At 55.0% G+C, this 20,017-nt stretch carries 23 protein-coding genes and 1 tRNA gene; 11 read left to right on the top strand and 13 right to left on the bottom strand.

Annotation, left to right across the window (positions count from 1 at the left end; translation table 11 throughout):
• Positions 1-157: 157 nt before the first annotated feature.
• Positions 158-1,348 carry a pyridoxal phosphate-dependent aminotransferase gene (locus tag BMZ01_RS07105; protein WP_092286022.1) on the top strand — a complete coding sequence of 397 codons (1,191 nt, stop codon included), beginning with the start codon at positions 158-160 and terminating at the stop codon, positions 1,346-1,348.
• Between the two features lie 108 nt (positions 1,349-1,456).
• Positions 1,457-2,734: a YibE/F family protein gene (locus BMZ01_RS07100; protein WP_177180105.1), complete on the top strand. Its 1,278-nt coding sequence runs from the start codon at positions 1,457-1,459 to the stop codon at positions 2,732-2,734.
• A gap of 99 nt (positions 2,735-2,833) precedes the next feature.
• Here the strand turns inward: BMZ01_RS07100 and BMZ01_RS07095 are convergent, their stop codons facing one another.
• Both BMZ01_RS07095 and dcd read right to left on the bottom strand, forming a co-directional pair.
• Positions 2,834-4,153, bottom strand: a complete 1,320-nt coding sequence (locus BMZ01_RS07095; RefSeq protein ID WP_244887597.1) for a UDP-glucose dehydrogenase family protein — start codon at positions 4,151-4,153, stop codon at positions 2,834-2,836.
• 512 nt (positions 4,154-4,665) lie between these two features.
• Positions 4,666-5,235, bottom strand: a complete 570-nt coding sequence (gene dcd / locus BMZ01_RS07090) for a dCTP deaminase (protein WP_092286016.1) — start codon at positions 5,233-5,235, stop codon at positions 4,666-4,668.
• 138 nt (positions 5,236-5,373) lie between these two features.
• Between dcd and BMZ01_RS07085 the strand changes: the two genes are divergently transcribed.
• Positions 5,374-5,447: transfer RNA gene (locus tag BMZ01_RS07085), tRNA-Gly, on the top strand.
• Positions 5,448-5,567: 120 nt separating this feature from the next.
• Here BMZ01_RS07085 and BMZ01_RS11550 read toward each other — a convergent pair.
• The 5 genes from BMZ01_RS11550 to BMZ01_RS11175 form a co-directional block, all read right to left on the bottom strand.
• Positions 5,568-5,858, bottom strand: a complete 291-nt coding sequence (locus BMZ01_RS11550; protein WP_223845975.1) for an SdpI family protein — start codon at positions 5,856-5,858, stop codon at positions 5,568-5,570.
• 1,476 nt (positions 5,859-7,334) lie between these two features.
• Entirely contained in the window at positions 7,335-7,964 is a 630-nt protein-coding gene (locus BMZ01_RS07070; RefSeq protein WP_092285899.1) for an ABC-2 transporter permease, read from the bottom strand.
• On the bottom strand, positions 7,961-8,806 hold the full coding sequence (locus BMZ01_RS07065) for an ABC transporter ATP-binding protein (protein ID WP_092285897.1): 846 nt from the start codon (positions 8,804-8,806) through the stop codon (positions 7,961-7,963). The genes BMZ01_RS07070 and BMZ01_RS07065 overlap by 4 nt, the downstream gene beginning before the upstream one ends.
• Complete coding sequence (locus BMZ01_RS07060) at positions 8,799-9,176, bottom strand: GntR family transcriptional regulator (protein WP_092285895.1); 378 nt, start codon at positions 9,174-9,176, stop codon at positions 8,799-8,801. The genes BMZ01_RS07065 and BMZ01_RS07060 overlap by 8 nt, the downstream gene beginning before the upstream one ends.
• A gap of 665 nt (positions 9,177-9,841) precedes the next feature.
• Positions 9,842-9,997, bottom strand: coding sequence for a hypothetical protein (locus tag BMZ01_RS11175; RefSeq protein WP_177180102.1), 156 nt, complete (start codon positions 9,995-9,997; stop codon positions 9,842-9,844).
• A gap of 379 nt (positions 9,998-10,376) precedes the next feature.
• On the opposite strand from BMZ01_RS11175, the gene BMZ01_RS11470 reads away from it, so the two are divergent.
• Positions 10,377-10,499 carry a hypothetical protein gene (locus tag BMZ01_RS11470; RefSeq protein ID WP_263364370.1) on the top strand — a complete coding sequence of 41 codons (123 nt, stop codon included), beginning with the start codon at positions 10,377-10,379 and terminating at the stop codon, positions 10,497-10,499.
• Between the two features lie 153 nt (positions 10,500-10,652).
• A complete protein-coding gene (locus BMZ01_RS07055; protein ID WP_092285893.1) occupies positions 10,653-10,910 on the top strand; it encodes a VOC family protein in 258 nt (85 codons plus the stop codon).
• A 111-nt stretch (positions 10,911-11,021) separates the two neighbouring features.
• Here BMZ01_RS07055 and BMZ01_RS07050 read toward each other — a convergent pair whose 3' ends face one another.
• The 5 genes from BMZ01_RS07050 to BMZ01_RS07030 all read right to left on the bottom strand — a co-directional run bounded on the left by BMZ01_RS07050 (position 11,022) and on the right by BMZ01_RS07030 (position 15,503).
• Positions 11,022-11,702 carry a TetR/AcrR family transcriptional regulator gene (locus tag BMZ01_RS07050; protein ID WP_143067464.1) on the bottom strand — a complete coding sequence of 227 codons (681 nt, stop codon included), beginning with the start codon at positions 11,700-11,702 and terminating at the stop codon, positions 11,022-11,024.
• Positions 11,703-11,809: 107 nt separating this feature from the next.
• Complete coding sequence (locus BMZ01_RS07045) at positions 11,810-12,403, bottom strand: MptD family putative ECF transporter S component (RefSeq protein WP_092285889.1); 594 nt, start codon at positions 12,401-12,403, stop codon at positions 11,810-11,812.
• Between the two features lie 87 nt (positions 12,404-12,490).
• Entirely contained in the window at positions 12,491-13,087 is a 597-nt protein-coding gene (locus BMZ01_RS07040) for an MptD family putative ECF transporter S component (protein ID WP_092285887.1), read from the bottom strand.
• Between the two features lie 110 nt (positions 13,088-13,197).
• Positions 13,198-14,739 carry an ABC transporter ATP-binding protein gene (locus BMZ01_RS07035; protein WP_223845972.1) on the bottom strand — a complete coding sequence of 514 codons (1,542 nt, stop codon included), beginning with the start codon at positions 14,737-14,739 and terminating at the stop codon, positions 13,198-13,200.
• On the bottom strand, positions 14,736-15,503 hold the full coding sequence (locus BMZ01_RS07030; RefSeq protein ID WP_143067463.1) for an energy-coupling factor transporter transmembrane component T: 768 nt from the start codon (positions 15,501-15,503) through the stop codon (positions 14,736-14,738). The genes BMZ01_RS07035 and BMZ01_RS07030 overlap by 4 nt, the downstream gene beginning before the upstream one ends.
• A gap of 182 nt (positions 15,504-15,685) precedes the next feature.
• Here BMZ01_RS07030 and BMZ01_RS07025 point away from each other — a divergent pair, with 182 nt between their 5' ends.
• The 5 genes from BMZ01_RS07025 to BMZ01_RS07005 are packed head-to-tail and all read left to right on the top strand — an operon-like array spanning position 15,686 to position 18,869.
• Positions 15,686-16,129, top strand: coding sequence for a PadR family transcriptional regulator (locus BMZ01_RS07025; protein ID WP_092285885.1), 444 nt, complete (start codon positions 15,686-15,688; stop codon positions 16,127-16,129).
• Complete coding sequence (locus BMZ01_RS07020; protein ID WP_092285883.1) at positions 16,101-16,808, top strand: DUF5808 domain-containing protein; 708 nt, start codon at positions 16,101-16,103, stop codon at positions 16,806-16,808. The genes BMZ01_RS07025 and BMZ01_RS07020 overlap by 29 nt, the downstream gene beginning before the upstream one ends.
• A complete protein-coding gene (locus BMZ01_RS07015; RefSeq protein ID WP_092285881.1) occupies positions 16,805-17,167 on the top strand; it encodes a hypothetical protein in 363 nt (120 codons plus the stop codon). The genes BMZ01_RS07020 and BMZ01_RS07015 overlap by 4 nt, the downstream gene beginning before the upstream one ends.
• A 2-nt stretch (positions 17,168-17,169) precedes the next feature.
• Positions 17,170-18,048 (top strand): ABC transporter ATP-binding protein, encoded by an 879-nt coding sequence (locus BMZ01_RS07010; RefSeq protein WP_092285879.1) that lies wholly within the window; start codon positions 17,170-17,172, stop codon positions 18,046-18,048.
• Positions 18,045-18,869 carry a hypothetical protein gene (locus tag BMZ01_RS07005; protein WP_092285877.1) on the top strand — a complete coding sequence of 275 codons (825 nt, stop codon included), beginning with the start codon at positions 18,045-18,047 and terminating at the stop codon, positions 18,867-18,869. The genes BMZ01_RS07010 and BMZ01_RS07005 overlap by 4 nt, the downstream gene beginning before the upstream one ends.
• Positions 18,870-18,928: 59 nt before the next feature.
• Here the strand turns inward: BMZ01_RS07005 and BMZ01_RS07000 are convergent, their stop codons facing one another.
• Positions 18,929-19,165, bottom strand: a complete 237-nt coding sequence (locus tag BMZ01_RS07000; protein WP_143067462.1) for a hypothetical protein — start codon at positions 19,163-19,165, stop codon at positions 18,929-18,931.
• Positions 19,166-19,769: 604 nt separating this feature from the next.
• On the opposite strand from BMZ01_RS07000, the gene BMZ01_RS06995 reads away from it, so the two are divergent.
• The gene (locus tag BMZ01_RS06995; protein WP_143067461.1) at positions 19,770-19,997 is read left to right on the top strand and encodes a hypothetical protein; all 228 of its coding nucleotides are present in this window, start codon (positions 19,770-19,772) and stop codon (positions 19,995-19,997) included.
• The last annotated feature ends 20 nt before the right edge of the window (positions 19,998-20,017 follow it).

Here is a 20,017-nt window from a genome sequence, read left to right as displayed (position 1 = left end):
CCTGCGTGAACTTAAGCGACCGGAAGGCGCACGCGGGCGCGGCGTACATGGCAGAATAGGGCGGGTGACGAGCGAAAAAGAGCCGAAGACCGAAAACCCCTCCGAGAAGCCGCGGGGAGTGAAGCGCAAGCCGCGCATCTTTGATCAATCTTCAAAGATGAAGGATGTGCTTTATGAGATCCGCGGGCCGGTGGCGGCTGAGGCGGAGCGCATGGAATTAGATGGGCACCGCATTTTGAAATTGAATACCGGGAATCCCGCTATTTTCGGTTTCGATGCCCCCGATGTGATTATGCGCGATATGATCGCCGCCCTTCCGACTTCGCAGGGGTATTCCACCTCGAAGGGTATTTTGGCGGCGCGGCGCGCCATTGTGACTCGCTATGAAGTTATTGATGGTTTCCCGGATTTCGATGTCGACGATGTGTTCTTGGGCAATGGTGTTTCTGAGTTAATCACCATGACCACCCAGGCGCTGCTCGATGATGGCGATGAGGTGCTCATCCCCGCCCCGGATTATCCGCTCTGGACCGCCGCGACCTCCCTAGCTGGGGGAACGCCGGTGCATTATCTTTGCGATGAAGAAGATGAGTGGAATCCATCGATTGAGGATATTCGCTCCAAAGTCACCGAACGCACCAAAGCAATTGTGGTGATTAACCCCAATAATCCCACCGGGGCGGTGTATCCGCGCAAGGTATTGCAGCAAATTGTGGATATTGCGCGCGAACACCAATTGCTGATTCTGGCGGATGAGATTTATGACCGCATTCTTTATGATGACGCGGAACATATCAGCATCGCTTCCCTTGCCCCGGATCTTTTGTGCATCACCTATAACGGGCTTTCTAAGGCCTACCGCGTGGCGGGGTATCGCAGTGGCTGGATGGTGCTGACCGGTCCGAAGAGCCACGCCCACGGCTTTATTGAGGGCCTGGAATTACTTGCCGGAACGCGACTGTGCCCCAATGTGCCAGCCCAGCACGGCATCCAGGTGGCTTTGGGTGGGCGCCAATCCATTTATGAGCTGACCTGTGAGGGTGGGCGGCTGCTGAAGCAGCGCAATATTGCCTATGAGAAGCTCAACTCCATTCCGGGGGTGAGCTGTGTGAAACCGATGGGTGCGCTTTATGCCTTCCCGAGGCTGGATCCGGAAGTCTATGACATTAAAGATGACACGCAGCTGATGCTGGACATCTTGAAGAAGGAAAAGATCCTGATGGTGCAGGGCACGGGCTTTAATTGGCCGCACCCGGATCACTTCCGCGTGGTGACTTTGCCGTGGGCTTCGCAGTTGGAGAATGCTCTGGATCGCCTGGAGCACTTCCTTAGCGCCTACCGGCATTAGTGGTTGGTCGTGCTTTGGGCGGCACTTTTGTCTTAGGCCATTAGGATGGGTGGCTCTAGCTACTTATCCATATGTTGGATCGCCAATAGGGAGGAGCCGTAAAGGCTGATGGGCAAGCATAGTGTGCGCGCCGATGAGGTACGCGAGAATAACCACGATGCACCGCACACCAGCAGCAGTGCCATCCACCCGCAGACGCATCCGCATACCCGCGTGTGGCGGATTGCTCTGAGCATCTTCATTGCCCTATTCGGGCTGTTTGGGATTATCGGTGGCATTAAGTTGTGGCCCGGGGATGCTCCCGCCAATATTTCCCCAGAGTTTCGCGCCACCTACCCCATGAACCAAACCCTAGTTGATGGCGTGATTAGCCATGTTGACCAGGGGCCGTGTTCTTCACCTTCTTTAGGTGTGGCCTTTGATTCCTCGCCGGTGAATTCCTTGGAGGAAACCTCCGAGCGTTGTGATCGCGCCATTGTGGATATCACCAGCGGCCAAAGCGCTGGGAAGCACACCTTGTTAATCACCCACGGCCAGGCCGGGGAACCCACCTTGGAACAAGGCGCCCATATTCGGCTTTCGGAAACCATAAATAGTGATGGTGCGGTGGTCTATGCCTTTGCTGACTATGACCGCCACACCGTGCTGATTATCTGGGCGATCATTATTATCGCCGCAATCATTGCCTTTGCCGCCTGGCGGGGTGTGCGAGCACTTGGGGGTCTGGCGATTACCTTCCTGGTGGTGGCAGGGTTCCTCTTACCGGTGTTGGTGCACGGCAAGAACCCGCTTTTTGCCGCCATGGTGTCCGGGGCGTTGATCCTTATTCCCGTGGTGTTTTTGGTGCACGGCTGGAATTGGAAATCCGCTTCTGCTTTAGGCGGCACCCTGGTGGCTCTCGGCTTAGCTGGAGTGTTGGCGCACTATGCAATTAGCACTAATCAGCTGCGCGGATTGGGATCAGAAGATAACTTGAGGATCCTGCTTTATTTACCGGAAGTGTCCGTCACCGGGTTGATGCTCTGCGGCTTCGTGATTGGCGCCTTGGGTGTGCTTAATGACGTCACCATTTCACAGGCCTCCACGATTAATGAGCTTTCCGAGATCGACCCAAGTGCTGGCCCTTTGCGGCTTTTCTTTGGTGCCATGCGGGTGGGCCGGGACCATATTGCCTCAATGGTGTACACCCTGGTGTTGACCTATACCGGTGCGGCTTTGCCGATGCTCTTGTTGGTCTCGGTATCGGAGCGGCCCTTTATTGACACCCTAACCAGCGACATTATGACCACTGAGCTGCTGCGCTCTGGGGTGGGTGCGTTGGCCTTAACCCTGGCGGTTCCGGTTACGACGTTGATTGCAGCTTTCACAGTCCCCGAGCATGACTAAACCCCCGCGCGCGGTGCCGCTGCATTGTCGCGGGGCGCTGGCGGAGGCTTTGTAACGGGGGCTTTAGCCCTAGGGCTTGGATGTTCGGGCTGCTGTGTATTAGGCGCGGCCGAGAGAAATAACTGTCCACTCGGCGTCACGCCACTTATCCAGCGGCAACACATTTCGCGCATCAATCATATTGCGCTGGTTGACCAGCTTCGCGGCAGCTTGGGGATCTAGTTCTTTAAATTCCTTCCACTCTGTGCCCAGCACCACCACATCGGCACCGCGCAGTGCATCAGCGGTGTTTTCGGCATAGCTAAGCTCCGGGAATTTTTGCTGCGCATTCTTCATGGCATAAGGATCAAACACAGTGACCTGTGCTCCTTCCGATGCCATGTGTGCCGCCACCTCTAGTGCTGGGGAATCACGAATATCATCCGAATCCGGTTTAAAGGCAGCCCCCAACATGGCTACCTTGCGGCCTTCGAGGTTCCCGCCGGCTGTGCTGCGCGCTAGATCGACCACGCGTTGGCGGCGACGCAGGTTCACATCATCAACTTCTCGCAGGAAGTTTAAGGCTTGGCCCACCCCGAGTTCTTCGGCATGTGCGATGAAAGCGCGAATATCCTTCGGCAAGCAGCCACCGCCGAAACCTAAACCGGCACGCAGGAACTTCGGGCCAATGCGATCGTCCTTGCCGATCGCTTCGGCTAGCTGGGTGATATCAGCGCCGGCGACCTCGCAGACTTCAGAGACCGCGTTAATGAAGGAGATTTTGGTGGCCAAGAAGGCGTTCGCGGCGACCTTCACCAGCTCTGCGGTGGGCAGGTTAGTGACAATAAAAGGAGTGTCATTGGCAATCGCCTTGGCATATACCTCGCGGGACACGTCCTCTGCCTTGGAATGCTCACGATGAGTATTGACACCCACCACAATGCGGTCTGGGGTGAGCGTGTCTTTAACCGCGAAACCTTCCCTTAAGAACTCTGGGTTCCAGGCGATCTCAACGCTGCTGCCCGGTTTGGTGAGCGAATCAGCTAACTCTTGGAGTTTCTCCGCGGTTCCTACCGGCACGGTGGATTTGCCGAGAATCAGGTGATCGCCTTCTAACAGCGGCACCAAGTTTTCAATGACGGAGTAGACATAGCTCAGGTCAGCTCCCAAGCCATCTTTGCTTTGGGGGGTTCCTACGCCGAGGAAGTGCACCGTGGCGAATTTCGCAGCATCCTCATAGGAGGTGCTGAAGCTAAGGCGACCGGCCTCAATATTGCGGCTGAGAACTTCCGGCAGGCCGGGCTCATGGAAAGGCACCCGACCCTGGGATAGTTCTTCAATTTTTTTGGCATCAACATCTACGCCCAGCGCATTATGGCCTAGTTCTGCCATACATGCCGCATGGGTCGCACCGAGATAACCGGTGCCGAGCATCGTGATATTAATAGTGGAGCTCCTTGTCGCATCAATGTTGTCACCCCAGGGCGCGCTACCACCTGGACCGTATGGACAACCAGCAGACAAGCACTAAATACCCTTAAACACCGCGGTCAGGGGAACCTCGATCGACTATCGCGTAGCGTGTACGCGGTGGCCGGCCTGGGATCCTCTCAAACAAACGGTGCGAGAGCGAAGAACATATCACTGGCTGCAGACTAGGCAGCAACCTGCCAAAGCAGGGACCTTTTGCGTATATCTTTCCCCATTAGCTTACTTAGACGCCAACTAAGGGTTTAATGAGTTGCCTGTCATTAGTAATTGCCACCAACCCTCACTTCGATATAGTTAGCCTCGGAAAATCACTAAATGGGCGGATTGTAGGGGGTGACATAGGAGCAGAAAGTGCTGGTCACATAATACATTGGATGAGTACACCCCGCACGCGGTGGATAGTGCTTAGAGGCGGCCACCTCGTGGGAGGTACTCAAACGTGGGAGCTTGGTTCTTGGAGCTTAAGAATCGCGGAAGTTCAGGTACGCCTTGGAGGGCGTGGGACCGCGCTGTCCTTGATACTTGGAACCAAGTGCGGAGGAACCATAGGGAACCTCTGCTGGCGAGGACATGCCAAAGAGTGCGAGCTGACCGACCTTCATGCCGGGATAGAGCACGATCGGCAGATTAGCGACATTGGATAGCTCTAAGGTGATGTAGCCATCAAAACCAGGATCAATGAATCCAGCAGTGGAGTGCGTGAGCAGCCCAAGGCGCCCGAGGGAGGATTTACCTTCTAGGCGTCCTGCTAGGTGCGGTGGCAAGGTGAAGCGCTCCAAGGTGGAGGCCAACACGAATTCACCGGGATGCAAGACGAAGGACTCATCTTCTTCTACCTCAACGAGGCTGGTGAGTTCATCCATTTCTTGCTTGGGATCAATGTGGGTGTACTTGGAGTTATTGAACACCCGGAAGAAACGGTCCATCCGCACATCCACGCTCGACGGCTGAATCAAAGCTGGATCGAAAGGATCAATCCCCAGCTCGCCGGACTCGATGGCGGCCCTAATATCACGATCTGAGAGAAGCACGCCCCCCAGCATACGGTCATCTATGCACTAACTAAGAACGCGGGGCAGGGGTGTTGCGGGCAGGCTAGGTAATAGTGCTAGAATCCCTTAGCAGTGTGTTGCACCGGATAGTTATCCAACATAACCGTTGTGACCTGCGCCGATGTAGTTCAATGGTAGAACATCAGCTTCCCAAGCTGAATACGCGGGTTCGATTCCCGTCATCGGCTCCATTTGTACGACCATTATGGCTAGGGAAGAAGTTCGACCCATGCCATTAAGCAGGCTCTTCGGATTCTGGCGGGGTGTCATGCATAAAAAGGGCTCTTAGGATTATGACGGGGTCTCGGGGGTTATCGAATGCTCCGGTGTGCTTTGAAGTACCCGGAGATTGTCGATGTGAGGATAGCTAGGGCGCTGCCGAGAGCGATAATGACCAGGAGTACATAAGCTTCGTCATTCACCAGTCCTACAACGAGGGTAGCGATACCGGAGATAACAGACACGTACCCCTGAAATATGTAGCTACGCCAGATGGCTCGATTGGCTTTGGCGAACGTCTCTGCGTCAACCATCGTCCGCTTCGTACGTATGCCCCACAAGCTACTCAGGGCCAGTCCATCGCGGGAGCGCACACCCAGCATAAACAACAGAACACCCGCAACAAGAAAATTGACTGCTACGGCACCGAATGCCCAGAACAATGTTTATGATCTCCACATTGGTTGAAGGTTGATACGTAGATGGTACAGCTCAATACCACTGTGCACGGCGTCAATGAGAGATGCGAAAGGCAGTGAGTCGGGGTGTACCGATTCTTCGCGGCATTGACGGCTCTTCAGATTATGGTCGGCTGCGTTAGAGGAAAAGTTGTGCAACAGCCGCTAGGGGATGGTTTGGGGTCCGGAGCGGGCCCCCGATATCTACTACCCTTCCCTCGAAGCCCGTCGTTAGCTCTCAAGGAAACCTAGGAGCAGGTGTACTCCGAGGTTCTAAAACCGAAGTTGGTGCTAAAGACGTTGGTATCGAAAAAGACGCTCAAACAATTCCCGTGGTGATGGGCCATAGCTGCGTCAAAACCTAGCCGAGCTAGCCAAACGAGAATGATCAGGCTCAGAAAGCCGAGGATCTTGGTGCAGCGCGAGGCAAGGCTCGGTGTCTCCAACTTTCGGTTTCTCCTGCTTTCACCTAGCTGTGTGCACATAATCTGTTCTCGAGCGCCACAGTGTCAATCGGCACCTGTGGCCGTGCACGTTAGAGCTATGCAATGAGCTCTGGAATATCTTTCTCTTGATTAGTGGACGGGCAACGGGTTGTCAGTCGAGATGATGATTCCGACTGGATTCGGCTGTTTCGGCCGACCCGCCACCCCCGTCATGCTTTCGTGATTGCTCGCGATTGGCCTTTATTTTAGGCATCACCCTCATCAAGGTGAGTGTGACTGCGAGAACCAGCACGAATATTAACCCGAACATAGTCCAAGAAAAGTCAGGCATCTTAGTCTCCTTCCTTGGGTTGATCGCATTCTGCCATAGGCTTGTAGCCTCCGCTACCGCTCGGCGTACGGGTCCGTTGCCCGGGTAAGCGACTAGATTGGCCCGTATTACTGGTACTGACCAGGAGGATTGTTGTGTCTAAGGACTGGGCGGAGTTTGTTATGCTTCTTAGCAACATGACCGGTTCCGCTGCCTACTTCGGTAGGAGCCCAGGGCCGGTCCTTGCTCTTAATCAGGCGTAGCTTTCGGGTTAATGGACAAAATGTGTGCCCATCCCCCACCGCTGAAAGAGATCCAGCCCGATCACCACCAAAGCTATCGCGTCCACCGCGCAGAAAACCACGCCAAGAACCCATACCGCCATACCTTCTTTTTGAACCTACTCTTAGACCGATTCACCATCCGGGGGATCGCCTACGAAAGGTGGAGAGTCGTTCAAATGAGCCAAAACTTCGAAGGGCTTGGTTTTACCATCGTGTCCTTCGGACAAAGCTTCCGCGATATGAGCCCTCCATCATGGTCCTCGACCGTGCCATCAGAGGTGCAAACAATGCAGCCGGTGAGAGTGTGTAATGGCGGACGCAGACTGTTGCCTTGTGCCTCTTTTGGCAAGTTTGGTGGTGGTTAGAATTCTTTCTGTGCCATGATTGCTCTACTCGCTACCAGCGAAATGACCGCGAGCACAAGGGTGCTTCCTAGGAGGATGCCCGCGTTGGCGAGTGCTGGAAGGGTGAGGATCTGTGCAACCCATTCATAGAGACTGTCTTTGTGATCACCGAGGAATTGGGAGCCCGCGAAGACGAGGATGAAGACTGCGATATAAAAGAGTCTGGCTTTGTCGGGGCCAAATTTGTAGAACAGTGGTAATTGGATGATGCTCAGTAATAGCGTGATGGTGAATGATCCGCTAGCAAAGAACACGGCATCTTGCCAGGGCATTGATGTCATCACGGTCACCACGATGCCAGAGACAACGAACGCCACTACCCCCAGGATCACGAGGGCAAGGTAGTTGGCGTTGACGAGCAGAGTTTTAGTGATTGGGCCAGCAAGGAGAGTACGGTTGACGTTCGATTCAGCATCACGAGCGAAGACCGCGGTGAAGTACAGCAGGCCGATCATGGCGAAGAGGAAAAGGAAGATGACCGGCTCGCGCATGTAAATGCTCAGCCCGCTCAATACAAGGGTGATTACTGCGAGGATGAGCAGGTAGTTGCGGTTGACGGTGAAGTCCTTGTAGAGCACGGCTTTCATCGATGTTCTCCTTTAATGGTGTAGACCATGATGTCTTCGACGGTTGGTCTACTCGCTTGAGCCCGGGCAGGTACGGCTTCAGAGCGGATGATGAGCTCTTGACCAAAGTCATGGCGACGTCGCCCTAACACCTGAGTGGGTTCAACCTGGTCAGCTTGGTCGTTGGTTAGCGAGACCAACCGCCAGGAGTCGAGGAGCTCATCCTTTTGCTCCATGAACTTAAGCTTGCCCTCGTGAATGAAGGCGATGTAGTCGGCGGCCTTATCGATATCGGAGACAATATGGGAAGAAAAGAGGATCGAATGCGAGGGGTCCTGGATGAACTCGAGCATGATGTCGAGTATTTCGTCACGAATTACCGGGTCAAGGCCACTGGTGGCTTCGTCGAAAATCAGTAACTCGGCTTCGTGTGAAAGTGCCGTCGCTAATCCCAATTTCATGCGCATGCCACGCGAAAGCTCGCTGATTTTCTTGCTTGTCGGTAGGTTAAAGCGCTGACAGTAATCAGCGAAGGTTCTTTCATCCCATTGTTTATAGAGTCGCTTGCCGAACCGGTTGGCATTCGCGACGGTGAAACTACCCGGCAGGCTAATGTCGTCGAAGACAACCCCGATGCGCTCACGCGGAGCCGGGTTACTGAGATCAGCACGTTCACCCAGCACGCTAATGTTTCCAGCGTCCGGGATTGCCAGACCGAGAATCAGACGCAGAGTGGTGGACTTACCTGCACCATTCTCGCCTACAAAACCAACAATGGCCCCCTGCGGGACATTAAAGTCTATCGGGCCGAGAGTGAAGCTCGGGTATGACTTCATCAGCCCCGAGATAGCGATACTATTCATCTGCTGCTCCTAACAAATCGATCAGATCCTTTAAATCTTGGAGAGACAGCCCCGCAGCAGCAGCCAATTCCAGAGCAGCTCGCAACTGATCTTCTACTTTTTGGCGATGCGCTTCCTTCAACAGATCGATATTTTTCGATGCCACGAAACTGCCGCGCCCTTGCATCGTGTTGATAAAGCCTTCAACTTCCAGCTCGTCATAAGCACGCTTCGTCGTGATGACAGACACCCTGAGCTGGGATGCCAACCTGCGAATTGAGGGTAACTTTTCACCTTCAGACAGCTGCCCGTTCATGATCGCAGCTTTAAGCTGATCTTTGATTTGGGCATAGATCGGCTGTGAACTCGCATTGCTCACGATGATGTCCATCAGCACCTCCTACTGTTCATAGTGTACATGAACAGTAGGCATTCTAGAGGCGTGGCCAAAAGACCCCTGCACGCCTGCAACTGGGGCCTACTGCACGGCTAAAAGATAACTAGATTGCCCCGTATTACTAGTACTGAGCCGGAGGGTTGTTGGGGCCAAGGGCTAGGCGGAGTGTGTCACGCTCCTTAGCAATATGACCGGTTCCGCTGCCTACTTCGGCAGCAGTCCAGAACCGGTCCTTGTTCTTAATTGGCCGTAGCTGTCGGGTTAGTGAACAAAATGCATACCCACCCCCACTACTAAAAGAGATCCAGCCCACTCCCGATCAAAGGTCGAGACGGGCTGAACGATTGATTTCAATATAGATCAATACTCGCGCATCGCATTAAAAATAGGTCAGGGCTCTCCTCACCCCTCCTGGATTAGGCACCGCACGCCGACGCGCGACTGATCGCCCACCCATCCGGATTCGTCCGCCGTCGAGGACGTATGAGGCGAGAGCCTCCCTCAAGCCCCGTCCACACCAGCAACGAATCCAGAAGCCTGTTGTATTCTGCCGCGATGGGCGGGTTCCAAAGAGCTGCGCAACGCCTATGCGCGTGAGAGATCAACCAGCCCCGCCAGCGCCCCGATCGCCACCACCCCGACACTTGCCGCGGGCAGTGTCACTTCGGGTAGCCCAACACAACCGCCACAATCGCTAACACAACACCCAGCCCAATCGCGGACCACGCAACCTTGGGATCCTCACGCTTGCGAAGGCCGCTTACCACCAGAACTATCGCGGCCACTGCGCATAAAACCATGACCCAAAAACCCATACCGCCACACCTTCCTTCTATGAACGAGTATTAAGAACCGCAACCTCGCGAGTTCCGGAGCACTGACCAGGCCACCAACTCAAAAACCCAGCTCAAACACCACATCCGAGGTCTTTTATGCCAGCAAAACTATATGCAGGTGAGCCTAACATCCCTTCCAAGGTAAAAACGTTCAACACAAGGAAGATCACACACCCGCAACCTTCAACACATCAGCCCTAATAACCTTCGCACACTAACCGCTCCGATGGATTCCCAAAAACACGCCATACCCTCAACATCTGTTCGATCGCCGCCAAATCCCGCACAATAATCCCAATAATTTTTTAAGTCACCCTCAAAAAGAGGGTGAGGCGGCAGCGAAGGACCCCGGAAACTCATGCGCGAACTTCTTTTCCACTATAAGAACTTCCGCCACCACCCCGCGGCCACCACCGTCATCGCCGGCTGCGCCACTCTCCCCCTCCTCGCCGCCCTCTACCTCATCACCCAAAGAAAATAGTTACTCAATTCACAAGAAATCTATTACCTTCGGAGTACAATCATCCCCCACCACCTACAAAGAAAGGTCCCTTCATGAAACTCCTCTCTATTCGCTACTGCGGCGACCTCCCGCAGGCCGAAAAGTTCTACGCTGCCCTCGGCCTCACCCTCAATGAGCAGACGTCCTCCCCCCGTCTGGCGCGAACTCGAAGCCGCCGGCGGTTCCTTCGCTCTCCACCCCCAGCAGGAGGGCGAGAACTCCCCCGCTTTCGAGCTTTCCTTCGAAACCACTGATTCCCTGGAATCCTTCCAAGAAAAGGTGCAGGCCGCGGGTTTCCAGCCCGGCACCATCCACAGCGAGGACTACGGCCGCCACCTCATCCTCACCGACCCCGAAGGCCTGCAGCTGCGCATCAACGAGATCGCCTAAGCCTCATTCTTTCCTTCTCAGAGCTTCCCTCGAGATCGGGCGCTCCCCCGCACACAAAAATTGCTGCAGGCCCGGCATTCTTCCCCCGTTTGCCGCGCCTTCCAGGATTTATTAGTAACGCGAGTATTCCGGGCGTGGTGGAATCACTTCCAGGGCTTCAATAATGAACTCCAACTGCACATTCAACCCATCCCGAGCCATCCAGGATTCTTCCGGCGCGAAGGCCAGCTTGATATTCGCGGGCACATAGGTGCGGGTTTGGAAAATTTTCTTTGCGCGCTCCAAACCAGTCATGCCGTCTTCTCCCACGGAGGTGAGGTGCTCATGGAACACCCTCGATACGGTCACCGAATCGCCCACCATATCCATGGCAAAGAGCGCTCGGCCGCGATCCCCTGGGAAGTCCGCATCCATGAGTGCTGTGACTACATCATCGAAATATTTCTGCACACCAATATGTGCACCTGGGGTGGTGAAGATCGCTGGCGCTAACCCTGGGTAGCGGTCAAAGAGTCGCCACATATCATCGGCCATCCAGCGCAGAATGCCTTGCCAGCTTAAATCTGTGGGCACTTGTTGTAATTGTCGGCCGGCCCTAATAAAAGCGCGGATAACAATATCTTCGCGGCTTTCTACGTGGCGATAAACCGCGGAAGGAACCACCCCGAGTTCCTTTGCCACCTGTCCGATGGTGAAATTGTCCACCCCTATTTTCAGGGCGCACTCGGCAATATCATTGGCCGATAGTTGCGGTTTGGGGCCCGTTTTATTGCCCACTCTCGGACGCTCCACTTGGACCCCTTTTCTTTTAGTCTGCGGCTACGACACTCACGTCATCTCCCACTATAACCAGCAGCCGAGTAACTACTTGAGCTCGCCAGGCACACAGTCTCGTTCTGCTATCCGGCCAGTCCGGCTCTGCGGAAGTGTTTCCGCCACGCCTTCACTCCAATCCAACCGCCGATCAGTGCCACCACAAAGAGCGCCCCGATGGCAGCAAGCACCACCATGGGGCTTAAAAGTTCTCTTAGTTGATCAGAGAATTGCTGGTCCACCGAGCTGCTCACAGCGTTGAAATAAATATCGGAGTGCCACAGTACTGAGGCAATCGGCAGTGCAGTGATCATCGACAAGATGGCGTAGCCCAAGATGGCGCGAGCTGGTTGTAGTTTTGTTTCTTTACCAGCGTTGGTAGCCACCACATCAGCGATGAACCCTAAGATCACCGAGCCGATGAAGGTGTAGAGCCCATAGGCCAATCCAAAGCCCAGGCCCATAAAGAAGCTTAAAATTGTCATCGCCCCGATCTTCGGGACCCGGGAGATATAAAGAATGACGACAATGCCATTGAGCAAAATAGGCAGGAACCAGCCAATGAACATCAAATACACCCCGCCCACGCCGATTAGGTCAATGACGGCGAAAACGGCGAGGTAAATCAGGGTGAAGATACCCGCATTAATGAGGTCGCGGGTCGTAAGCTTCCTAAACATGACTTTAGTTTAGGCGAGCCTACGCTTTGTTTAACGTTGTGGGGTGCACATCACAGTGCGCACACCCCACAACCTCAACGGAGCCTTCTAGCTACTCAAACCGGCGCGCTTAAAGTGCTTACTCCAGGCCTTCACACCCAGCCAGCCACCGGCAAGGCCAAGAATGAAGATCGCAACACACCAACCTGCGAATACCGGCACCGTGAAGAGTTCGCGCATGCTATCTGCGTATTCCACGCTCATTTCTGCTTCGATTTTGCCGAAGTAGTCATCTGCCGCAAAGAACATCGGTAGCAGCGGGAAGATATACCACAGGGTGAAGACTGCATAGGCCAGCATTGCTCGCTTGGGTTCCAAGCGCTTGGCTGTCCCACCGCTGGTGGCAATGAAGTCAGCAATGAGGCCCAATACCGGGGTGGTGATCACCAAAAACCATGGGTGACCGGTGAGCACCATGACGATGCCGGATAAAAGCCCCAAGATGGTGAGCGTGAACATCTTCGGAGAGCGCGCTAGCAACAAGATGAACACATAGCCGTTAAGGAGGATGGCTGCGGCGAAGCCCACCAGCATCATTTGGGGGCTGAAGATGCCGAGCATTCCCAGTCCGAAGAAGATGATGACGTAGATGACGGTAAACACGCCGATATTAATGAGGTCGCGCGTGCTGAGTTTGGATTTCATGGCTTAGTCACAGCCTTTCTGCTGCTTAGTGGCTCAATACTGAGTTAAGGAACATCAGCATCAAGCGGGGGTCTAGAAAAGATATGGAGTTTGGGGTGAGCCATGTCTTTTTAGGTTCTGCTCGGCTTTGAGGGCATCAGGTTCTGGCTGTCCTGATGTCCGCCTACGCCGAGGAGTTTGGGAATAGCGAACTCGTAGTCCCCGCATTCGGCCATGAATTCACGGTCATGGGTAATCACGATGACCACCGCCCTGGAATCCGCGAGTTCCCGCAGCAAGCTGCCGATGCGGTTGAGTTGTCGATAGTCCACCCCTGAGGTGGGTTCATCGAAAATCACCACTTTGCGTTTACTTCCCAAAGCCGCAGCAATAACCAGTCGTTGTTGCTGCCCGCCAGAGGTCGCAAGCGGATGCGCCTCCGCGCACACCTCCAGGTCCAGTCGCTTCAGCAACTGCTTGGCGGTTTCCTCATCACAAATTTTTTCCTGCCCCAAGCGCACTTCTTCATAAACACTTTCCGAGAAGAGTTGTCGCCTGGCATCCTGCATCACAATGGCGCAGCTGTGATTCCTCTTGCTGCTGCTCATGGCTTTCCCATTCAGCCGGAAAATTGCCCCAGACTCTGGTTTCGCTAATCCGCAGATCACTCGCGCAAAGGTGGTCTTCCCCGCCCCATTAGGGCCAGACAAGATGGTGATGGCCCCAGCTGGGAAGCTCACCTTGTCAATATCAAGGATCGTGGTGTCCCCATAGGAAAATCGGACATTCTCAGCCACCAAACCTTCGCCGCTCATCGGCGGTGTCGGTAATTGTGGGTTCGGCAGGGTGCGTGCCCTTAATCCACGTTCGCGACATTCTTGGCTGCTGAGTGCAAAGAATTCTTCGCCGCTGAAGGTTTCGACGATCCTTCCTGCTTCTAAGCGGTACACGGTATCTGCCAGACCAGCTAAGAAGTGCAGGCGGTGTTCTGCCACAATAATGGCCGCGCCAGCCTCTTTCAGTTCTCTGAGTAAGACCGCGAATTCTTCAATGGATTCCACATCCAGGTTGCTGGTGGGTTCATCAAAAAGAATCACCGGCACATCCATACACAGCGCACAGGCGCAGGCCACTCTTTGTAATTGGCCACCGGATAGCCCAGATAGTTGGCGGTCTAAGGCCCACTGCAGCTTGGTTTTAGCAGTTACATCCGCGATTTTCTGGCAGATGATCTGCGGATCCATCCCAATATTTTCCAAAGGCAACGCCATTTCGCTGCGCACATCGGTGGTGAAGAATTGGGTGCGGGGGTTTTGAAAGACGGTGGCTGATAGTCGGCACACATCATTGAGTTCCACAGTGGCCATATCTTGGCCATTGACCGTGACGGTGCCCTTCAATACACCTTGGTGGAATTTCGTGGCCAAGCCATTAATGGTGCGGATCACGGTGGATTTACCGCTACCGCTAGCGCCGCATAACACCACGATTTCACCGCTGCGGACCTCAAAGTTGATGTCATTAATGCAGCCTAAGTGGCTTCTTTCTATAGCTTCCGCCGCAGCATCGACTTCCTCGTCGAAGTCACCGCGGTAGTAATAATCAACGTTTTTTAAGCTCACCCGGATGCGCTCATCCTGCGGCTGCGCGCCTCCCATAGTGGAGTCACTCATAGTAGTTCCACCAGCTTCCACACCAGCATGGCAACTAAGCAGCCAATCGCAATGGCATCGCCGATCCTAAATTTCAGGTTCACAATGCTAGTGCGGTTCTTCTCAATACCCACGCCCTTAATCAAGGCTGCTGCGGACAGCTCATCTGCAATACGGGCACTAGAGGCCAAGAAGGGAATCATCATTAATTCCCCGGTTTTTAGCGGGTGTAATACCAGTCCACCGGCACCGGGTTTCAGCCCACGTAGCACCATGGCCTCCGAGATGGCGCGAAGCTCCGCGATGGCCACGGGAAAGAATCGCAACATCACCAGGGTCGGCACATGGATCCACTGTGGGGCGCGCATGCGGGTAAGTACTGCGGCGACATCGGGGACCCGCAAGGAACTAGCCGCAAAGATTCCCCACCCAGCAGCTAAGGAAAAACGCACGAACCAATAAGCCCCGTAGCTAAGAAGGAAGGACCAGCGTGCTGGTGCAAGCGTGGGTACCGCTAGCCAACAGAAGAGGAAGACCACTAAGGCCAGGGTCCACCACAAGCAATGCTTCGGCTTCGCCACCGCATATACAAAGACCGCGGTAAGCGCCGCACAAGCCAGCACTAATTCCGTGGAAGCCGTGGTAAAAGCCACCAAGTTAATGGCAAGGACCATCAAGATGGTGGTTCGTGGATCTAACCGAAAAATCGGCCATCGCATCTTTCTCCCAGGAGCGTCCTCAAGTTGGACCTGGGCATGCTCAACCAGCACACCAGAATTAACCATAGGCTCACCTTAGACATCTGTGAACGCCATTCGCAAACCCTTAGTGGCAACCGTTACAAACTTTTCCACGCATAAGCCCCCTCCACGCCCCACCGAAACCGCGCTAGCAACCCTCATTCCAGACTGCTATCATGCAATGCATAGTACCCGGTTGTTGCTAACCACCACCCCAGGAGACGCTCATGCATTACTCGAGGAATACCTCAGCTCATAGCCATGAACCGATGCTGCGTAAAGGCTATCTTGAGCTCCTGATTCTCGCAGAATTACAACGCGAACCCGCCTATGGCGCAGAGCTGCTCGAACGCTGCCCACTCGAACTCAGCGCCGGCACCCTCTACCCACTACTTACCCGCCTAAAAAAGCTGGGGCTCATCGAGCATGCGTGGGAAGAATCCCCCGTCGGCCCACCCCGGAAAATCTACACATTGAGCTGGGCAGGCACCCAACGTTTACGCGATCTCAAGGCCGAATGGGTGGAACTCGTGGAGGTCATGAACGAACTCCTCTTCCCAAGCGCAGAAGCTCCAGGCGCAGAAGCTCCCACCGCAGCTACCGAAGCGCAGCCCAGCACCACCGAATTCTCCGAGGACAGCCATGCCCCTGCCCCCATTTCTTCGAACTGATGAAAACGGCCAACGCTACCTCCTAGGCGTGCCCTTCGGGGTTGGCGCCATCACCTCCGAAGAGGTCCGCCAAAGAAACTTCGATCCTGAAAACCCCGCCCTTTTCATCCCCCGCAACGCCGGCCTCGGATGGGACCTCAACCTCGGGGCGCTCGCTGTTCGCTGCGGTTTTATTCGCCCCGATGATTCCATCCCGGACTTAGAAGAATACATCCCCCAAAGCACCCACACTGCCTTGGAAAACGGTCCGGTAGTACTCACCGCCATCAACACGGTGCTGGCTTTAAGCATTTACCGCCACCGCGGCCCGGTTGCTAGCCACTGGGGCAAAAAGTGGCGCCCAGATCGCTTTAGCACCAGCACTAAAGCACTGGCCCTGCCCATGGCCTTCTCCTATGCCACTGCCTTATGGCATCGCCTTGAAACCCAGCGCGAAAACTCCGGCCCCACGGTGATGGCCAGCGCCAATGCTTTGAGCCTGCAATGTCTCATCCTTGGTGTCCTCGGAGCCATGCATCAAAGCACGCATTCCCCAGATAAACCTGCCTGGCCACTCCTTGCCGGCCAAGTAGCCCTGCCCCTGGTGATGATCGGCACCTGCGTGGGCACCGTGAAGTCCGCGCTCAACAATCTCCAACGCGTTTTGGAAAGTGAAAGAAAGAATGTGATCGGTTCATGAGGCCCGGAATCCACACCGAATTACCCTTCGAGCTCAGCGAGCTAAGCCAAGGTGCTTTGTGGGCACTTATCGCCATCGCGGTGCTCTACGCCGCGCTATTTATCTACACCCTGCTAGCGCTCATCCGCTACCCAGAACCCCAGCTCCAAGGCGCCTCCAAATTGATCTGGGGCTTGGTGCTGGTTTTCGGCAATGTTCTCGGCGCCCTGGTGGTGCTAGCAGTCGTCCTGGTAGCTAAAAAGAATCTGCGCGAACAACGCCGCCACGCCACCGAGCTTTCTACCCCTCATCCCGACACCACAGCTCACACTCCTACCAGCTCGGTGATTGAGGATCTCTACGGGCACCCCAGGAATTAAGCATGCCCCACCCTGAGACCACCACCGACACCGCACTTGTGATCAGCACCCACAATCTCAGCAAGTCTTTCCACCACCACGTCGTCCTCCAGGACCTCAACTTAGCGGTCCCCACCGGCAGCATCTATGGCTTCATCGGCGCTAATGGTGCCGGCAAAACCACCACCATCCGCATCCTTCTAGGCTTAAGCGCCGCCACCGCCGGTAGTGCGCGCATCCTGGGGGTTTCACGTGGAACCCTGCCACCACAACCCACCGCCGGGGTGGCCTATCTTCCGGATGTTCCAGCGCTTAATCCCTGGATGACTGCCCGCGAAACCCTCATCTTCCTCGGCCAAATCTCCGGCGTCCCAGCAGATCTCGCCGCCGATCGCGCCAGCGGCCTCCTCGAACTCGTGGGACTAAAAAACACGCACAATAAAATCGGTGGCTTCTCCCGCGGCATGAAACAACGCCTCGGCATCGCCTCCACACTTATCGGCGCACCTCAACTCATCATCCTCGACGAACCCACCTCCGCACTCGACCCGCTCGGCCGCGCCGATGTCCTCGCCCTTATCCGTGACCTGCGCGATCACGCCACCGTCTTCTTCTCCTCACACCTACTTGGCGATGTCCAACAGGTCTGCACACATGTCGGAATCCTCGACAGCGGCCGGCTACTAGCCCAAGGTTCCCTACCGGAACTCCTCGATCGCTTCACTCCCCCAACCAGCACACTCCAGCTTCGAGCTCCCTCCGAGATCGTGGGCGAAGCTGAGCACATCATCATGACGGCACTCAAAGATGCAGGTATCCACACCGTGCAGTGCCAGCGCTTATCCGCGGATTTACAGCACCTTTATACCCACCTCACGCAAGGCGAAAGGACCTCAGCATGACCCTGGCAACCCAGCAGCGGCCTACCGCAGGCTCGCATTTCCAAGGCTTTAAGCTCCTGCTCACCCATGTGCTTCGCTTCCTCCCCCGCTTTTTAAGCAGCTGGGCACTGGTCCTCATCGCCATATTCTTAGCGGTGCTTTCCCCACTTACCGCAAAATACCTCCCCGATCTCATCAATACCTTCGCTGACGCGGCCACCAAAGATTTAGTTGCCGCCACTATGCCGGAACCTTCCTGGCAGGAAGCCTATGGGCAGTGGTTCAATAACCTCACCCAGCTTTTTAGCTTCACTGCGATAGTCATTGTGGCGAACTACCTCAGCTCCGCATATTCCCTTGGTGGGCAAGCAGCCTTCATCCTCAGCCGCAATATTGGGCGCTCAGCCTATTTCCTCGCGCACTTTCTACGTATCACTGTGCTGCTTGTACTAGCCACCGCCCTCGGCAGCCGCAGCACCTGGGCAGTCACCAAGCTCATATTCCCCGATACTCCCTTTAATGGCCAGCTTGCTGCCGGTACTGCGCTGTGGTGCTTAAGCTTCCTGGTGATCCTCGGATTCATCGCTCTAGCTGCAGCGATATGGAAGAACATGATGGCCTCAGCTGGGGTAGGTTTCCTCATCTACGTGCTGATGGCTTTAGGTGGCCTGTGGGTCAGCGCTTCGCATTACCTACCCACCGCTTTAGCCACCAGTGGTTTAAGCATCGCCCAAGGTGCTGCGGCCGAACATATCCTCTGGCCATGTGTCAGCGCTACGGCAATCACCCTGTGTTGCGCTGGTGCCGGCCTCTACATTTTTGGCCGAAATGAGCGCATCTAAACACCCTGGGCGTAGTCAGCGCCGCCTAAGATAGAGCAGCTTTAAAAACACCACTTCAATTACCACCGCGATCGCCCCGCGCTGCCTAAGGTCGCAAACACACCGCGGAAAGCCAAACTATAAGGCAAGGCCATAGCCACTATTGCCACCAACATGTGCATGGATTGGCTCCGGGAGAATTTCGGGGCCAGTGCATTAACCTGGCTGGCCGCAAAGAATTGGGCCAGCATCCCCACCAGGGTTAAAAAGAGCACCACCATCACTCCGCCAACCCCACCAGTTGCCTCAGCACACACCCCCCATAAAAGGCGATGGCACCCAAGCTGCAGCAGACCCTCCGCAAAAACAGATCATCCGCCGGCATCGCCAGCGCGCCCACAACCTACGTACTTCACAAGCAAATGAAAACCGCTAAAATGGTGTCTGGGCGGCGTTCTCGAGGCTGCATGCCTCGTTAGACTACAAAACCCCATCAAGGTCGAAGCATCGTTTGGGGTTCACGCCAAGCCCTCTGGGACAATCACACACAAGATAAATACCTAGGAACAAAACCCAGAACACTTCAATCACTAAGAAGGAGTCTCTTGTAGCGATCTCACTGGTGTCAACGACCTTGCTTGTTGGTAGCCGGTGCCGCGGACTGTCATGCCGCAGGATATCCAGCAGGGGCAGGGTGTGTCGGTTTGCCGCCTGAGTTCGGAATTTCGAATGCCCAAGCTTCTCAGAATCGAGCGTGGGCTAAATGCTTGGCAGGAATCACTGCTGCAGGGATTCCGTATGCAACTGGTGTTAGCACGATCGCGAAAGCCTTAGGAGAAGGTGCTGCTGTAGTTGGCCTTAGTGGATACGCGACGTGTGACCTTAATGCCATTCGCGGATAGTAAAGAGGAGGGTCAAGATATGAACAAGGAAAAGTTCCTACTCAGTGCGCTCGCCGTAATCAGCGTAGTTGCTGTCATTGGCTGGATTAGTGGCGAATCCCTCTGGGCAGTAAAAATCGCGGTGATTGTGGGCATCGGCTGCTTACTATCAGTTCTGCTCACCCCAAAAGCCAAGGACTTACCGAATGAAGAGCGCTCGTCCTCGCAGGAGGGCGCATCTGGAAGAGAGTTTAGGGTCCAGCCTTAGTGGCTGAGCTTGAACTTTTG

It is taken from the genome of Corynebacterium spheniscorum (assembly GCF_900113445.1).
In the GTDB taxonomy this organism is placed as follows: Bacteria; Actinomycetota; Actinomycetes; order Mycobacteriales; family Mycobacteriaceae; genus Corynebacterium; species Corynebacterium spheniscorum.
This window is presented reverse-complemented; position numbering and strand designations above follow the sequence as displayed.

What these genes read in the sequence shown, in the direction of transcription:
- BMZ01_RS07105 (WP_092286022.1), top strand. Translation starts at nt 158, where the DNA reads ATGAAGGATGTGCTTTATGAGATCCGCGGGCCGGTGGCGGCTGAGGCG.
- BMZ01_RS07100 (WP_177180105.1), top strand. Translation starts at nt 1,457, where the DNA reads ATGGGCAAGCATAGTGTGCGCGCCGATGAGGTACGCGAGAATAACCAC.
- BMZ01_RS11550 (WP_223845975.1), bottom strand. Translation starts at nt 5,858, where the DNA reads ATGCTGGGTGTGCGCTCCCGCGATGGACTGGCCCTGAGTAGCTTGTGG.
- BMZ01_RS07070 (WP_092285899.1), bottom strand. Translation starts at nt 7,964, where the DNA reads ATGAAAGCCGTGCTCTACAAGGACTTCACCGTCAACCGCAACTACCTG.
- BMZ01_RS07065 (WP_092285897.1), bottom strand. Translation starts at nt 8,806, where the DNA reads ATGAATAGTATCGCTATCTCGGGGCTGATGAAGTCATACCCGAGCTTC.
- BMZ01_RS07060 (WP_092285895.1), bottom strand. Translation starts at nt 9,176, where the DNA reads ATGGACATCATCGTGAGCAATGCGAGTTCACAGCCGATCTATGCCCAA.
- BMZ01_RS11175 (WP_177180102.1), bottom strand. Translation starts at nt 9,997, where the DNA reads ATGGGTTTTTGGGTCATGGTTTTATGCGCAGTGGCCGCGATAGTTCTG.
- BMZ01_RS11470 (WP_263364370.1), top strand. Translation starts at nt 10,377, where the DNA reads ATGCGCGAACTTCTTTTCCACTATAAGAACTTCCGCCACCACCCCGCG.
- BMZ01_RS07055 (WP_092285893.1), top strand. Translation starts at nt 10,653, where the DNA reads ATGAGCAGACGTCCTCCCCCCGTCTGGCGCGAACTCGAAGCCGCCGGC.
- BMZ01_RS07045 (WP_092285889.1), bottom strand. Translation starts at nt 12,403, where the DNA reads ATGTTTAGGAAGCTTACGACCCGCGACCTCATTAATGCGGGTATCTTC.
- BMZ01_RS07040 (WP_092285887.1), bottom strand. Translation starts at nt 13,087, where the DNA reads ATGAAATCCAAACTCAGCACGCGCGACCTCATTAATATCGGCGTGTTT.
- BMZ01_RS07035 (WP_223845972.1), bottom strand. Translation starts at nt 14,739, where the DNA reads ATGAGTGACTCCACTATGGGAGGCGCGCAGCCGCAGGATGAGCGCATC.
- BMZ01_RS07030 (WP_143067463.1), bottom strand. Translation starts at nt 15,503, where the DNA reads ATGGTTAATTCTGGTGTGCTGGTTGAGCATGCCCAGGTCCAACTTGAG.
- BMZ01_RS07025 (WP_092285885.1), top strand. Translation starts at nt 15,686, where the DNA reads ATGCATTACTCGAGGAATACCTCAGCTCATAGCCATGAACCGATGCTG.
- BMZ01_RS07020 (WP_092285883.1), top strand. Translation starts at nt 16,101, where the DNA reads ATGCCCCTGCCCCCATTTCTTCGAACTGATGAAAACGGCCAACGCTAC.
- BMZ01_RS07015 (WP_092285881.1), top strand. Translation starts at nt 16,805, where the DNA reads ATGAGGCCCGGAATCCACACCGAATTACCCTTCGAGCTCAGCGAGCTA.
- BMZ01_RS07010 (WP_092285879.1), top strand. Translation starts at nt 17,170, where the DNA reads ATGCCCCACCCTGAGACCACCACCGACACCGCACTTGTGATCAGCACC.
- BMZ01_RS07005 (WP_092285877.1), top strand. Translation starts at nt 18,045, where the DNA reads ATGACCCTGGCAACCCAGCAGCGGCCTACCGCAGGCTCGCATTTCCAA.
- BMZ01_RS06995 (WP_143067461.1), top strand. Translation starts at nt 19,770, where the DNA reads ATGAACAAGGAAAAGTTCCTACTCAGTGCGCTCGCCGTAATCAGCGTA.